The following is a 13880-nucleotide window of genomic DNA, read 5'->3' as shown; positions in this document are numbered from 1 at the left end:
CATGGGACGCATCATCTGCTGCGGTCTCGGTCCCGGTGATCCTGATCTGATGAGCGTGCGCGCGGACCGGACCGTGCGCGCCGCGCAACACGTCGCCTATTTCCGCAAGAAAGGCAGGGCGGGCCAGGCGCGCCGCATCGTCGAGGGCCTGCTGGTGGCCGGCGTCACCGAATATCCCATGGAATATCCTGTGACCACCGAGATCGCCTTCGACAGCGCGGAATATGTTCAGCTGCTCGCCGGCTTCTACGACGAATGGGCCGAGCGCCTGGCGCGGCTTGCGCGCGCCGTCGATGTCGTCGTGCTGTGCGAGGGGGATCCTTATTTCTATGGCTCGTTCATGCATCTGCACACGCGCCTGCAGGGCCGCACCGAGATCGAGGTGATCGCGGGGATTCCCGGCATGGTCGGGTGCTGGAACGGCGTAGCCCAGCCCATCGCGCTCGGCGACGACGTCACGACGGTGCTGATGGGAACGCTTCCCGAAGACGAGCTCGAACGCCGCATGCGCGATTCCGATGCACTCGTCGTCATGAAGACCGGCCGCAATCTCGCCAAGGTGCGCCGCGCGCTCGCATCCGCCGGCCGGCTCGATGACGCCTGGCTGGTCGAGCGCGGCACCATGCCGGGCGAGCGCGTGGTACGGCTCGCCGAGATCGACGCCATCGATTGTCCTTACTTCGCGATCGTGCTCGTGCACGGCAAGGGCCGGAATCTGGACGCGGCCGAATGACGGGCACGCTGACCATCGCGGGCCTCGGGCCCGGCAGCGACGCGCTGGTGACGCCGGAAGTCTCCGCCGCGCTCGCAGCCGCGACCGACATTCTGGGCTATGCGCCCTACGTCGCGCGCGTGCCACCGCGGGCGGGGCTTACGTTGCGCCCGTCGGATAATCGCGAAGAGCTGCAGCGCGCGAGCGAAGCCCTGCGGCTTGCCGCCGAAGGCGGGCAGGTCGTCGTCGTCTCCTCCGGCGATCCCGGGGTCTTCGCCATGGCCTCGGCCGTGTTCGAGGCGCTCGAACGGGCGCCGCAATGGCAGGCGCTGCCGATCCGCGTGCTGCCCGGCATCACGGCGATGCTGGCGGCTGCTGCACGCGCCGGCGCGCCGCTCGGGCACGATTTCTGCGCGATCAATCTTTCGGATAATCTGAAGCCATGGGCGGTGATCGAGAAGCGTCTTCGCCTTGCGGCAGAGGCAGACTTTGCCATCGCGCTGTACAATCCGCGCTCGGCGAGCCGGCCGGAAGGATTTGGCCGCGCGCTTGCGGTGCTGCGAGAGGCCGGCGCCGGCGCGCGTCTCGTGATCTTCGCGCGCGCGGTCAGCGCCGCTGATGAAAAGATCGAGACGGTGACGCTGAACGAAGCGACGCCCGGGATGGCCGATATGCGCACGCTGGTGATCGTCGGCAACTCGCAGACACGCCGCGTCGGCCGCTGGGTCTATGCGCCGAGGCGGGCAGAATGACCGAGCCACTGCATCACGTCAGTGACGCTCTCGACCCGTGGCCGCTCGGGCAACTGCGGTCGCGCGATCATGATGACGGGAAGGCCGAGGCTTCGGGCCGCGTCGATCTTCGCGCGCGCGCCGCCGCCGCCCGAATTGCGGGCGACGATCCAGCCGATGCCACGTGTGCGCATCATCTCAAGCTCGCTTCGAAGCGTGAACGGTCCGCGCGCCACGATCACATCCGCGGCGAACGGCAGGTCGACTTCCGGCGGATCGACGAAGCGGAGCGTGTAGCTGTGCTGCGGCTTGCTCGCGAATGGCGCGATATGCTGGCGGCCGATGGCGAGGAACACGTTTGCGGGCGCCTCCGGCAGCGCAGCGGCCGCGGCGCCGACGTCTTCGACATCGATCCAGTTGTCGCCGGACACCCTGGTCCAGGGCGCGCGCTCCAGCGCGATCAGCGGCGTATCGGCGTCCGCGCACGCCTCGATCGCATGGCGGCTCATCTCGGCCGCGAACGGATGCGTCGCGTCGATGACATGCGTGATGCCTTCGCGGCGAATGTAGTCGGCCAGCCCGCTCACGCCGCCGAAGCCGCCGATGCGGGTCGGCAGCGGCTGCTCGGCCGGCGCGCGCGTCCGGCCGCCATAGGAATAGACCGCCTCGATGCCGGCGCGCGCGATCTCCGCGGCGAGCAGGCTCGCATCGGCCGTTCCGCCCAGAATGAGCGCGCGCATCATGGCTAATCCCTGGCTGACCATCATCGGTATCGGCGAAGATGGCCTTGCTGGCCTATCCGAGGCAAGCCGAAAGGCGCTTGCCGAGGCGGAAACGGTGTTCGGCGGCGAGCGTCATCTTGCGCTTGCCGACGCTGGCAGCCGCGGCCGTCCATGGCCGGTGCCGTTCGATGCGAACGTCGTGCTGAGCTGCCGTGGCCGGCCGACCGTCGTGCTCGCTTCCGGCGATCCGTTCTGGCATGGCGCCGGTGCGAGTCTCGCCGAGAAGCTCGGTGGCGAGGAGTGGATCGCACATCCCGCGCCGTCGACCTTCTCGCTGGTCGCCGCGCGGCTGGGCTGGCGCCTGGACGCCGTCACGTGCATCGGCCTGCACGCCGCGCCATTCGAACGTCTCGTGCCGCATCTGGCGCGCGGTGCGCGCATCATTTGCCTCGTGCGCGATGGCAAGGCCGCCAGCGATCTTGCGAAATGGCTGACGGAACGCGGCTGGGGCGCTTCTGCATTCTGGACTCTCGCCGCGCTCGGCGGGCCCCGCGAGACTGTCCGGCAGTATTGCGCAATGGACTTCGCTGATGATCTCGCTGGCAACCTGGTTGCAGTCGCGGTGGAGGCGAGGGGCGCACAGGGCATTCCCTGCAGCTCGGGCCTGCCGGACGATCTCTTTGTCCATGACGGCCAGATCACCAAGCGACTGGTGCGCGCGCTCGCGCTGTCGGCGCTGGCGCCGCGAGGCGGCGAACGGCTGTGGGACGTTGGCGCCGGTTCGGGTTCGATCTCGGTCGAGTGGGCGCTTTGTGGAGGGGCGGCCACGGCGATCGAGGTGCGCGAAGATCGCGTTGCCAACATCCGCAGCAATGCGGCCGCGTTCGGACTGGCGCATCGGATCGCTGTGGTCACAGGAGCGGCGCCCGAAGCTCTCACCGCGTTGGACCCGCCGGACGCCGTCTTCGTCGGCGGCGGCTTCGATAACGCAATGTTCGATGCGATCTGGCCGCGGCTCCCTATCGGGGCGCGGCTGGTTGCACACTCGGTCACACTGGAGACGGAAGCGCTGCTCGGCGAACTCCATCAGCGCCATGGCGGCGAGCTGATGCGGGTGGAGATTGCGCAGGCCGCTCCGCTCGGCCGCTACCGCTCCTGGGAGGCGGCAAGGCCGGTCGTGCAGTGGAGTGCCGTCCGATGAAGGTTGCCGGACTCGGATTCAAGCAGGATGTGACGCTGGCCTCACTGCGCGAGGCTCTGCAGGCGGCCGGCGGTCCGGAGGGCCTCGCGGCCGTGGCCACCGTCAGCGACAAGGCTGACGCGGAGGTGCTGAAGCAGCTCGCGCGCGAATGCGGTGTGCCGATCAGGGCCGTTCCAGCCGATGTGCTTGCGAAGGTGGACACGCCGACCCGGTCGAAGCTTGTCGCGGAAAAGTTCGGCACCGGATCGGTTGCCGAAGCCGCCGCGCTCGCAGTCGCGGGTTCTCGCGCGCGGCTCATTGCAACGCGCGTGGTTTCTCAGGATCGCACCGCGACCGCGGCGATCGCCGAGGGAGATGGCGCATGACGGTCCATTTCATCGGCGCGGGACCTGGCGCGCCAGATCTCCTGACATTGAGGGGACGCGATCTGATCGCAGCCTCTCCGGTCTGTCTCTATGCCGGCTCGCTGGTGCCGGAGGGCGTGCTGGCGCATTGCCCGCCCGGCGCGCGCATCGTCAACACCGCGCCGCTGTCGCTCGACGAAATCATCGGGGAGATTGCCGCCGCGCACGCGGCAGGCAAGGATGTCGCGCGGTTGCATTCCGGCGATCTCTCGGTCTGGTCGGCCATGGGCGAGCAGCTCCGCCGTCTGCGTGCGCTTCGCATTCCCTATTCGGTGACGCCGGGCGTTCCCTCCTTCTCGGCGGCCTCGGCGGCGCTGGAGGCCGAGCTCACGCTGCCTGGCCTTGCCCAGAGCGTGGTGCTGACGCGCACGCCGGGCCGCGCCAGCGCGATGCCTGAGGGCGAGAAGCTTGCGGCGTTCGCAGCCACCGGCGCCGTGCTCGCGATTCATCTGTCGATCCATCTGCTCGACCAGGTCATCGCGGAGCTGACACCGCACTATGGCGCGGATTGTCCGGTCGCGATCGTCTGGCGTGCAAGCTGGCCGGATCAGCGCATTATTCGCGCCACGCTTGCGACGCTCGATGCGGCCGTGGGCAGCGAAATGGAGCGCACGGCGCTGATCCTGGTCGGCAAGACCCTGGGCGCTGCGGATTTCGACGAAAGCCGCCTCTATGCCGCCGACTACGATCGGCGCTACCGGCCGGTCGGCGCCGAGCCGCGCTTTCCGGAGGCGACGTGATGGCGGCCGGTCTTGTCATCTCTGCTCCGGCCTCCGGCGTCGGCAAGACCACGCTGACGCTGGCGCTTGCGCGCGCCTGGCGCAGTCGCGGCCTGAACGTGCAGTGCTTCAAGAGCGGCCCCGACTATATCGATCCCGCCTTTCACGCCGCCGCCACGGGACGCGCGTCGGTCAATGTCGATAGCTGGGCGATGGACCGCGGCGCCATCGCGCATCTCGTCAGTCGCGGCGTGGACGCCGATGTCGTGCTTGCCGAGGGCTCGATGGGCCTGTTCGACGGCGTTGCCGCGCGCGGCGTCTCCGGCACCGGCGCGACTGCCGACATTGCGGAGATGCTGGGCTGGCCGGTGGTGCTGGTGATCGACCCCTCGGGACAAGCGCAAACGGCGGCTGCGATTGCGGCCGGCTTGCGCGATTATCGCGCCGGCCTGCGTCTTGCCGGGGTCGTGCTCAACCGCGTCGCCAGCCCGCGTCACGAGGCTCTCGTGCGGCGCGCGCTTGAGGAGGCCGGCATCGCCGTGTTCGGCGCGCTGCCACGTCATGCCGAGATCAGTCTGCCGAAGCGGCATCTCGGCCTGGTGCAGGCCGAGGAGCAGGCCGAGATCGGCAAGCTGATCGACGAGGCCGCGCGCTTCGTTGCCGCGCATGTCGATCTCGATGGAGTGCTCCGAGCCGCCGGCAATTGGTCGGCGCAGCCCGCGGCGAACGGCCTGAAGATAACCCCGCCCGGTCAACGCATCGCGCTCGCCCGCGATGCGGCCTTCTCCTTCGTCTATCCGCACATGCTGGAGGCCTGGCGCGCGGCGGGCGGCGAGATCGTGCCGTTCTCGCCGCTGGCCGACGAAGTGCCCGACGCGAGCGCCGACGTCTGCTGGCTGCCCGGCGGCTATCCCGAGCTGCACGCCGGCAAGCTGGCGGCCAATGCACGCTTTCGCAGCGGTCTTTGCGCCTTCGCCACGACGCGGCCGATGCACGGCGAGTGCGGAGGCTATATGGTGCTGGGGACCGCTTTGACGGATGCCGACGGCGTCCGCCATCAGATGACGGGCCTGCTCGGCCTCGAGACCAGCTTTGCCAAGCGACGGATGCATCTCGGTTATCGTCTCGCCACGCTCGCATCGCCGATGCCGGGATATCAGGCCGGTGCGCGCCTGCGCGGCCACGAATTCCACTATTCGACCATTCTCGCGCAACCTGATGCGCCGCTGGCGGTGGTGCACGACGCAACCGGCGCGGTCATCGCCGAGACCGGCTCGCGGCGGGGACACGCCACCGGCACGTTCTTCCACCTGATCGCGGAGGACCGGTGAGCGGCTTCGTCTCCTTCGTTTCCGCCGGCCCCGGCGACCCCGAGCTGCTCACCGTGAGAGGCGCCGCGCGGCTGCGCGAGGCGGACGTCGTGCTCTATGATGACCTCGCCTCCGGCGCGATCCTCGATCTGGCGCGACCCGGCGCCAATCTCGTCGCGGTGGGGAAGCGGGCGGGGCGACCCTCGACCAGGCAGCACCACGTCAACCGTCTCCTGGTCGACTATGCCGCGACCGGCGCGCGCGTGGTGCGGCTCAAGTCCGGCGACGCCGGCATTTTCGGCCGGCTCGAGGAGGAGCTGGAGACGCTGCGCGAGGCTGGCATCGGCTATGAGATCATTCCCGGTGTCACATCGGCCTGCGTCGCCGCTGCGCAGGCCGGCATTCCCCTGACCCGTCGCCACACCTCCCGCCGGGTGCAGTTCATCACGGGTGCCGACGTCACCGGCGAGCTGCCGCCCGACCTGAACTGGGCGGCGCTGGCCGATCCCGAGGCGACGACCGTCGTCTATATGGGCCGGCGCACCTTTCCGGCGCTGGCCGCAAAGTTGATCGCACACGGCCTTGCCCCGGACACTCCGGCATTGGTTGCCGAATCCCTCGGCCGTGCCGACGAGCGGCTGGTCCGCACCACCATTGCCGAGCTCGCCGATCAGCTTGCGCGCGGTGGCGCGCCCTCGACCGCCGCCGTCATCCTGTTCGGTGCACTGGCGGGGGACTATCGGTGATGACGGAGGCGGCCGCCTTTCGCCCCTTGACGCCCGGCTCGCGAAAGGCGCACACAGGAGAGGCATGGTGCTCACCGCGGCGCAAAGCGCCGGAGCATAATCGGGAATGGGGGTGGGCGGACCCAGTTTCGGCGCCCCAAACCCCAGCCGCCCCCGCGACTGTAAGCGGTGAGGGGCTCCGATCAGCCACTGGGCCGCAAGGTCCGGGAAGGCCGGAGAACCCCAGTGAACCGCGAGCCAGGAGACCGGCCGTGCACGTGTTGAGGCCAAGGCCGTCGGGTGTGACGGCAGGAAGGAACTGAGCCATGCATATCGAACCCGGAATCGTGACGGGCGGCAAGCTCGTGTTGAGTTACGCAACCGGCATCGCCGCAGGCGGCGTTGCGTTGAAGCTCGCGGTCGAGACCGTGCGCGAGCAGGGAATCGGCTCGTTCGCGGCACGTACGCTGGCCACCACGGCGCTCGTGTTCGTCTTCTTCGAGATCCTGCCGCACTTCCCGGTCGGCGTGTCAGAGGTGCACTTCATCCTCGGCTCTACGCTGTTCCTGCTGTTCGGTGCCGCGCCTGCTGCTTTCGGTCTTGCGTTCGGTCTGCTGCTTCAGGGCATGCTGTTCGAGCCGGCCGACCTGCCGCAATACGGCATGAACGTCACCACCCTGCTGGTGCCGCTGTTCGCGATCCAGGCGATCGCCACGCGGATCATTGCCCGCAACACCGCCTATGTCGATTTGAAGTACGGTCAGGCGCTGGCGCTTTCGACGACCTATCAGGCCGGCGTGATCGCCTGGGTCGCATTCTGGGCGCTCTATGGCTCTGGCTTTGCGATGACCAACCTCGCCAACATCGCAACGTTTGCCGCCTCCTACGCGCTGGTCATCGTGATCGAGCCGCTGGCCGATCTTGCCGTGCTGGCGCTGGCGAAGTCGCTGCGCGGCGTCACCGCGCCTGGCCTCGTCACCCCGCGCCTGCACAACGCGGCCTGAGAGACAAGCGATTGGACGGCCGTTGCGGCCGTCCGTCGCGCTCGCGATGCTCACGCTCTCCCTGATAGGCATCGGCTGCGGCGATCCCGCGCAGCTCACGCGCGCTGCAGTCGCCGCCATCAACGCGGCCGATCTCGTCCTCATCCCGCGCAAGGGCACGGCGAAATCCGATCTCGCGGATCTCAGGCGAACGATCTGCGCGGACGTGCTCACCAGCGGCAGAACGCAGATCGTCGAGTTCGATCTTCCCGTGCGCGACGCCGGAGAAGCTGATTACCGCAAGGGCGTGGACGATTGGCACGATGCGGTCGCCGCGACCTGGTCGAAGACGATCGCGGATCATCTCGAAGGTGATGGCAAGATCGCGCTGCTGATCTGGGGCGATCCGTCGCTCTACGATTCCTCGCTGCGCATTGCACGGCGGCTCGATCCGTTGCCGAAGATCGAAGTCGTGCCCGGCATCACCTCGATCCAGGCGCTGTGCGCCGCCCATGCGCTGCCGCTCAACGAGATCGGCGAGCCGTTCCTGGTCACGACGGGGCGGCGCTTGCGTGACGAGGGCTGGCCGCACGGAGTCGATACCGTGGTGGTGATGCTCGACGGCGGCACGGCGTTCCAGTCGCTCGATCCGGCGGATCTTCACATCTGGTGGGGCGCCTATCTCGGCATGCAAGATCAGACCATTCTCTCCGGTGCGCTCGCCGAGGCCGGTCCGCGCATCGTCGCGCTGCGGCAGGAGGCGCGCGAGCGGCATGGCTGGATCATGGACAGCTACATTCTCAAGCGCCGGCATTGAGCGAGGCAGCATGCTCCCCGAATGGGTCTACCGAGAGTGCCCCGAGATTTCCGTCCGTCATCGCGAGGCGGCGATCGTGCGGCAGGCGCAACTCACAAAGCCGACCGGGGCGCTCGGCCGGCTGGAGCAGCTCGCAATCGAGCTTGCGGGTCTGCAGGCGACAGAGCAGCCCCGCGCTTCGCGGGCGCCGATCATCATCTTCGCCGGGGATCACGGCATCGTCGCGCAGGGCGTGTCGGCCTATCCGCAAGAAGTGACCATCGCGATGATGGCGAATTTCGCCTCCGGCGGTGCTGCGATCTCGGTGCTGGCGCGCGAGCTTGGCTCGCGTCTGGAGGTGGTCGACGCCGGCACGCTGGCGACCGAGCCGACGGCGGGGATCGTCGTTGACAAGCCGCGCCATGGCACGCGCGATTTCAGCGTCGAAGCTGCGCTCACGTCTGCGGAGTTGGCATTCGCATTCGAAGCCGGCCGGCGCGCCGTGGTGCGGGCGGAGGCCGGTCAGCCTGATCTCCTGATCTTCGGCGAGATGGGCATCGGCAACACCACGACCTCTGCGGCGATTGCGGCGAGCCTGCTTGCGGTGAGCGCCGAGGAGATCGCGGGCAGCGGGACCGGCGTCGATGCGGCCGGTCGCGCGCGCAAGGCGCGGGTGATCGATGCAGCAATTGCACGCCACGGGCTCGCGGGAGGCTCGGCCGAGGAGATCCTGTGCGCCGTCGGCGGCCTGGAGATCGCAGCGATCGCAGGCGCGACCATTGCGGCTGCGCAAGCCCGCATTCCTGTATTGATCGACGGCTTCATCGTATCCGTCGCAGCGCTGGCGGCGGCGCGCCTCAATCCGTCATGCCAGCCGTTCCTGTTGCCGTCGCACCAATCGGCGGAGCAGGGACATCGGCTGGTGCTGCGCGCCCTGAACGTGCAGCCGCTGATCAGCCTCGATCTCAGGCTGGGCGAGGGATCGGGTGCGGCCATCGCGTTGCCGCTGGTCCGCTCGGCCTGCGCACTTCACAACGATATGGCGACGTTCGCGCAGGCCAACGTGCCTGACAGGCCTAGCTGACCTGCTGATTGACGCAGACGACGCGCCAGCCGCGTGCGAGCCGGTCGATCCGGGTGAGCGACAACGGATCGATCACGAAGCGCAGCGCGGCGTCCGGTGTGAGATCGAGCGCGATGCACAGCACCGCGCGGATCGTGCCGGAATGCACGACCAGCGTTGCGGAGCCTGCGTCAATCCTTGCCAGGCCTGACCGGACGCGCGCGACTTGATCCGCAAAGCTCTCGCCGTTGGGCGGCCGCCCGCGCGCCGGGTCGCGCCAGAACCGCGCGTAAGTCTCGCCACCGCTCGCCGCGAGTTCGTCATGCCGATGGCCGGTCCAGTCGCCGAAATCCTGCTCGCGGAACTCGCTGACCAGCGCCGGTTCGAGTCCCAGTGCGCGCGCCGTCTCGACCGTGCGTCGCGACGGGCTGGCATAGCTGGTGCCGTCCCGCGGCAAGCGGTGTCGCAGCGCCGCCAACTTTGCGTGGTCGCCGAGATCGGCCCGCGCATCGGCAGCATGGATCGTCCCGGCCAGGCCCTCGACGACCGCATGCCGTATCAGCCAGAGGAAGGTCTCGCCTTCCATGCTCATCTCCAAAGAAGTTGGTCGCCGTGGCAATAGCGTCGCATGCGATACATTGCCTCTGTCTTGATGGTCATCCTAGATGCTCGCGACGGTTTTCCCGAGAGGGAATGAAAAGGGAATGCGGTGCCTTGTCCCCAATGCCGCGGCCGCCCCGCAACTGTGAGCGGAGAATCCTTCGTCACAAGCCGGTGGGTCCTCGTTCCGGGACGGCGACGAAGCGGTGATGATCCGCGAGCCGGGAGACCTGCCGTCATCCGCGGTCGCACGTGAAGATGTCGGTCGGGGTCTCCTGAAAGGCCACAGCGGGGTGGGGTGAGATCCCCCGAGCGAAGGTCGGTTAGTGGCATACCATTTGCAAGCCAATGGGCTCTGGCTTCACCCGCTCTTGGCCAAAAGTTGGCCGGCATCACGTCACGACTGGGAGGACTTCATGGATCGCAGGACCGTATTGAAGGGGCTGGCCGGCGCAGGCGGTCTCGCATTGACCGGCCTCTCGGCACCGGCGATCGCGCAAGGCGCATCCGCCCGGACCTTGCGCTTCGTCCCGCAGGCCAATCTTGCCAATTTCGACCCGATCTGGGGCACGCAATATGTTGTGCGCAATGCGGCCGCGATGGTCTGGGACACGCTCTACGGCATCGATTCCTCGCTCCAGCCGCAGCGCCAGATGGTGGAATCCGAGGAGGTGACGGACGACGGCACGACGTGGACCTTCAAGCTGCGTCCCGGGCTCAAGTTTCATGACGGCGAGCCGGTGCTGAGCAAGGATGTTGTCGCGAGCCTCAGTCGCTGGGCGGCCCGCGATCCGATGGGGCTGATGATCAAGGCTCTGCAGCAGGAACTCACCGCCGTCGACGACCGCACTTTCAAATGGGTCCTGAAGCAGCCCTTCCCGAAGATGCTTTACGCGCTGGCGAAGAACAACTCGCCGTGCTCGTTCATCATGCCCGAGCGCATCGCGCAGACCGATCCATTCAAGCAGATCACCGAATATGTCGGCTCCGGGCCGATGAAGTTCGCCAAGGGCGAGTGGGTGCCGGGCGCGAAGGCGGTGTTCGAGAAGTTCACCGACTATGTGCCGCGGCAGGAGAAGGCATCCTGGCTCGCGGGCGGCAAGCAGATCCTGGTCGATCGCGTGGAATGGATCGTGATGCCGGACCCGGCCACGGCGGCCGCCGCCTTGCAGAACGGCGAAGTCGATTGGTGGGAAAGCCCGATCGCCGATCTTGTGCCGGTCCTGAAGAAGAACAAGAACATCAGCGTCGATATCGGCGATCCTCTCGGCAATATCGGCTCGTTCCGCATGAACCATCTGTTCGCACCCTTCAACGACGTGCGGGCGCGGCGTGCGGTTCTGATGGCGCTCAGCCAGGAAGACTACATGCGTGCCATCGTCGGCGACGACACTGCGCTCTGGAAGCCGCTGCCCGGCTTTTTCACGCCGGGTACGCCGCTGTACAGCGAAGCGGGTGGCGAGATACTGAAGGGCAAGCGCGACTTCGATGCCGCCAAGAAGCTGCTCGCCGAGAGCGGCTATTCCGGGCAGCCGGTGACGTGCCTCGTGGCGCAGGACCAGCCGATCACCAAGGCGCAGGGCGACGTGACCGCCGACCTCCTCAAGAAGATCGGCATGAACGTCGACTTCGTCGCCACCGATTGGGGCACGGTCGGCTCCCGCCGCGCGCAGAAGACGCCGCCAGGTCAGGGCGGCTGGAACATGTTCCACACCTGGCATGCGGGCGCCGACTGCATCAATCCGGCGCCGTACACCGCCATTCGCGCCAACGGCGACAAGGCCTGGTTCGGATGGCCGAACAGCCCCGGCACCGAGAAGGAGGTCGCATCATGGTTCGAGGCCAAGAACCTCGACGAGGAGAAGGCTGCCATCGGTCGTCTCAACAAGGCGGCGCTCGATGACGTCGTCTACGCGCCGACGGGCTTCTTCCTGAGCTACACCGCGTGGCGCAAGAACGTCTCCGGCATCGCCAAGGGGCCGCTGCCGTTCTTCTGGGGCGTGTCGAAGTCCGCATGACCGTGCGCTGAAGCCAGATGCTCTCCTACATCCTCCGCCGCATCGTCGCGACCCTGCCGGTGATGGCGATCGTTGCGCTGTTCGTGTTCAGCCTGCTCTACATCGCGCCGGGAGATCCGGCCGTGGTGATCGCGGGCGACCAGGCGAGCCCGGAGGATGTGGAGCGCATCCGGCAGAGCCTCGGCCTCGACCGGCCCTTCCTGGTCCAGTTCGGAGGCTGGGTCTGGCGCATCCTGCACGGCGATCTCGGCACCTCCATCTTCACCAACCTGCCGGTTTCGGCGATGATCGGCCAGCGTCTCGGACCGACGCTGTCGCTGATGATCGTCACGCTGATGCTCACCATCGTGGTGGCGGTGCCGCTCGGGGTCGTGGCGGCATGGAAGGCCGGCAGCCTGATCGACCGCGTCATCATGGGCTTTGCGGTGTTCGGCTTCTCGCTGCCCGTGTTCGTGGTCGGCTACATGCTCGCTTACATCTTCGCACTCGAGCTGGAATGGCTGCCGGTGCAGGGTTACACGCCGCTGACGCAAGGTTTCTGGCCGTGGCTGGAGAACCTGATCCTGCCGGCGATCGCGCTCGGCTGCGTCTACATCGCGCTGGTCGCGCGCATCACCCGCGCCGCCATGCTCGAGGTCTTGCAGCAGGACTACATCCGCACCGCCAAGGCCAAGGGCCTCGGCCAGGGCGGCATTTTGTTCATTCACGCGCTCAAGAATGCGGCGGTGCCGATCGTCACCGTGATCGGGATCGGCATCGCGCTCCTGATCGGCGGCGCGGTCGTGACCGAGAGCGTGTTCGCGATCCCCGGCCTCGGGCGCCTCACGATCGACGCGATCCTGCGCCGCGACTATCCGGTGATTCAGGGCATCGTGCTGCTGTTCAGCTTCGTCTACGTCCTCGTCAATCTGATGATCGACGTCGTCTACACGCTCGTTGACCCGAGGATCCGCTATTGACCGATACGACAGTCAATCCGCAATCGCTACCGGCCGGTCTCGTTCTCGCGCCGCAGCTGCCTGACATCCTGCGGCCGGTCGCGATCCGGCGTGGCTTCGTCGGCCTCTTGCGCGGCCATCCGACGGTCGCGATCGGCGGCGCGCTGCTGCTGACGCTGGTCCTGATCGCGGTCTTTGCACCCTATCTCGGCACGGTCGACCCGACGGCGCTTGCACCCGCCAAGCGCACAAGGGCGCCGTCGGCCGATTTCTGGTTCGGCACCGACGTGCTCGGCCGCGACATCTATTCGCGCGTTCTCTACGGCGCCCGGGTCTCGCTCACGGTCGGGCTGTCGGTCGCGATCTTCGCGTCCGCAGTTGGCCTCGCCATCGGCATGATCTCCGGCTTCATCCGCTGGGCCGACGGCATCCTGATGCGTTTCATGGACGGCCTGATGTCGATACCGCCCATCCTGCTGGCCATCGCGCTGATGGCGCTGACCCGCGGCAGCGTCGGCAACGTCATCCTGGCGATCACCGTCGCCGAAATCCCGCGCGTTTCGCGCCTCGTCCGTAGCGTGGTGCTGTCGCTGCGCGAGCAGCCCTATGTGGATGCGGCCGTGGCCTGCGGCACGCGCACGCCGATGATCATCCTGCGCCATATCCTGCCCAATACGGTGGCGCCGATGCTGGTGCAGGCGACTTATATCTGCGCCAGCGCCATGATCACCGAGGCGATCCTGTCCTTCATCGGCGCCGGCACGCCGCCCACCATCCCGTCCTGGGGCAACATCATGGCTGAGGGGCGCGCGCTGTGGCAGGTGAAGCCGTATATCGTGTTCTTTCCCGCGGCGTTCCTGTCGGTCACGGTGCTCGCCGTGAACCTGCTCGGCGACGGCCTTCGCGATGCGCTCGACCCGCGCATGGCCAAGAGTCTGTGATGTTGCCTCTGATGGAT

15 protein-coding genes and 2 riboswitches are annotated in these 13880 nt (G+C 67.6%); of the genes, 13 read left to right on the top strand and 2 right to left on the bottom strand.

Annotated features, from left to right (window positions below):
* The first annotated feature begins 1 nt into the window (after position 1).
* Both K408_RS0116875 and cobJ read left to right on the top strand, forming a co-directional pair.
* Entirely contained in the window at positions 2-733 is a 732-nt protein-coding gene (locus K408_RS0116875) for a precorrin-2 C(20)-methyltransferase (protein ID WP_024339961.1), read from the top strand.
* Positions 730-1464 (top strand): precorrin-3B C(17)-methyltransferase, encoded by a 735-nt coding sequence (cobJ, locus tag K408_RS0116870; RefSeq protein ID WP_024339962.1) that lies wholly within the window; start codon positions 730-732, stop codon positions 1462-1464. Before K408_RS0116875 ends, cobJ begins: the two co-directional genes overlap by 4 nt.
* On the opposite strand, the gene K408_RS0116865 is transcribed toward cobJ, so the two are convergent.
* On the bottom strand, positions 1440-2186 hold the full coding sequence (locus K408_RS0116865) for a cobalt-precorrin-6A reductase (RefSeq protein ID WP_024339963.1): 747 nt from the start codon (positions 2184-2186) through the stop codon (positions 1440-1442). The two genes, cobJ and K408_RS0116865, sit on opposite strands and share 25 nt — an antisense overlap.
* Between K408_RS0116865 and K408_RS0116860 the strand changes: the two genes are divergently transcribed.
* The 8 genes from K408_RS0116860 (at position 2185) to cobT (ending at position 9387) form a co-directional block, all read left to right on the top strand.
* Positions 2185-3366 (top strand): bifunctional cobalt-precorrin-7 (C(5))-methyltransferase/cobalt-precorrin-6B (C(15))-methyltransferase, encoded by a 1182-nt coding sequence (locus tag K408_RS0116860; RefSeq protein WP_024339964.1) that lies wholly within the window; start codon positions 2185-2187, stop codon positions 3364-3366. The two genes, K408_RS0116865 and K408_RS0116860, sit on opposite strands and share 2 nt — an antisense overlap.
* Positions 3363-3731 carry a cobalamin biosynthesis protein gene (locus K408_RS0116855; RefSeq protein WP_024339965.1) on the top strand — a complete coding sequence of 123 codons (369 nt, stop codon included), beginning with the start codon at positions 3363-3365 and terminating at the stop codon, positions 3729-3731. Before K408_RS0116860 ends, K408_RS0116855 begins: the two co-directional genes overlap by 4 nt.
* The gene (gene cobM / locus K408_RS0116850; protein WP_024339966.1) at positions 3728-4510 is read left to right on the top strand and encodes a precorrin-4 C(11)-methyltransferase; all 783 of its coding nucleotides are present in this window, start codon (positions 3728-3730) and stop codon (positions 4508-4510) included. The genes K408_RS0116855 and cobM overlap by 4 nt, the downstream gene beginning before the upstream one ends.
* Positions 4510-5820: a cobyrinic acid a,c-diamide synthase CobB gene (locus K408_RS0116845; protein ID WP_024339967.1), complete on the top strand. Its 1311-nt coding sequence runs from the start codon at positions 4510-4512 to the stop codon at positions 5818-5820. Before cobM ends, K408_RS0116845 begins: the two co-directional genes overlap by 1 nt.
* Entirely contained in the window at positions 5817-6545 is a 729-nt protein-coding gene (gene cobA / locus K408_RS0116840) for a uroporphyrinogen-III C-methyltransferase (RefSeq protein ID WP_024339968.1), read from the top strand. Before K408_RS0116845 ends, cobA begins: the two co-directional genes overlap by 4 nt.
* Positions 6546-6593: 48 nt before the next feature.
* A riboswitch (cobalamin riboswitch) is annotated at positions 6594-6813 on the top strand.
* A 37-nt stretch (positions 6814-6850) separates the two neighbouring features.
* Positions 6851-7528, top strand: a complete 678-nt coding sequence (locus K408_RS0116835; protein WP_024339969.1) for an energy-coupling factor ABC transporter permease — start codon at positions 6851-6853, stop codon at positions 7526-7528.
* A gap of 46 nt (positions 7529-7574) precedes the next feature.
* Positions 7575-8324: a precorrin-6A synthase (deacetylating) gene (gene cobF / locus K408_RS0116830; RefSeq protein ID WP_024339970.1), complete on the top strand. Its 750-nt coding sequence runs from the start codon at positions 7575-7577 to the stop codon at positions 8322-8324.
* Positions 8325-8334: 10 nt separating this feature from the next.
* Complete coding sequence (cobT, locus tag K408_RS0116825; RefSeq protein ID WP_024339971.1) at positions 8335-9387, top strand: nicotinate-nucleotide--dimethylbenzimidazole phosphoribosyltransferase; 1053 nt, start codon at positions 8335-8337, stop codon at positions 9385-9387.
* On the opposite strand, the gene K408_RS0116820 is transcribed toward cobT, so the two are convergent.
* A complete protein-coding gene (locus K408_RS0116820; protein WP_024339972.1) occupies positions 9380-9952 on the bottom strand; it encodes a histidine phosphatase family protein in 573 nt (190 codons plus the stop codon). The genes cobT and K408_RS0116820 overlap by 8 nt on opposite strands.
* 72 nt (positions 9953-10024) lie before the next feature.
* Positions 10025-10218: riboswitch (cobalamin riboswitch) on the top strand.
* A 164-nt stretch (positions 10219-10382) separates the two neighbouring features.
* Here K408_RS0116820 and K408_RS0116815 point away from each other — a divergent pair.
* Genes K408_RS0116815 through K408_RS0116805 form a run of 3 tightly spaced genes read left to right on the top strand, consistent with a single transcriptional unit; the run spans position 10383 to position 13863 of the window.
* Positions 10383-11984 carry an ABC transporter substrate-binding protein gene (locus tag K408_RS0116815; RefSeq protein ID WP_024339973.1) on the top strand — a complete coding sequence of 534 codons (1602 nt, stop codon included), beginning with the start codon at positions 10383-10385 and terminating at the stop codon, positions 11982-11984.
* A gap of 17 nt (positions 11985-12001) precedes the next feature.
* The gene (locus tag K408_RS0116810; RefSeq protein ID WP_024339974.1) at positions 12002-12943 is read left to right on the top strand and encodes an ABC transporter permease; all 942 of its coding nucleotides are present in this window, start codon (positions 12002-12004) and stop codon (positions 12941-12943) included.
* The gene (locus K408_RS0116805) at positions 12940-13863 is read left to right on the top strand and encodes an ABC transporter permease (protein ID WP_024339975.1); all 924 of its coding nucleotides are present in this window, start codon (positions 12940-12942) and stop codon (positions 13861-13863) included. Before K408_RS0116810 ends, K408_RS0116805 begins: the two co-directional genes overlap by 4 nt.
* Positions 13864-13880 lie beyond the last annotated feature (17 nt).

Origin of the sequence: Bradyrhizobium sp. in8p8, assembly GCF_000426845.1 — a bacterium.
Lineage (GTDB): Bacteria > Pseudomonadota > Alphaproteobacteria > Rhizobiales > Xanthobacteraceae > Bradyrhizobium > Bradyrhizobium japonicum_C.
Note: the sequence above shows the minus strand (reverse complement) of the source record. Positions and strands in the feature narration are given on the sequence as shown.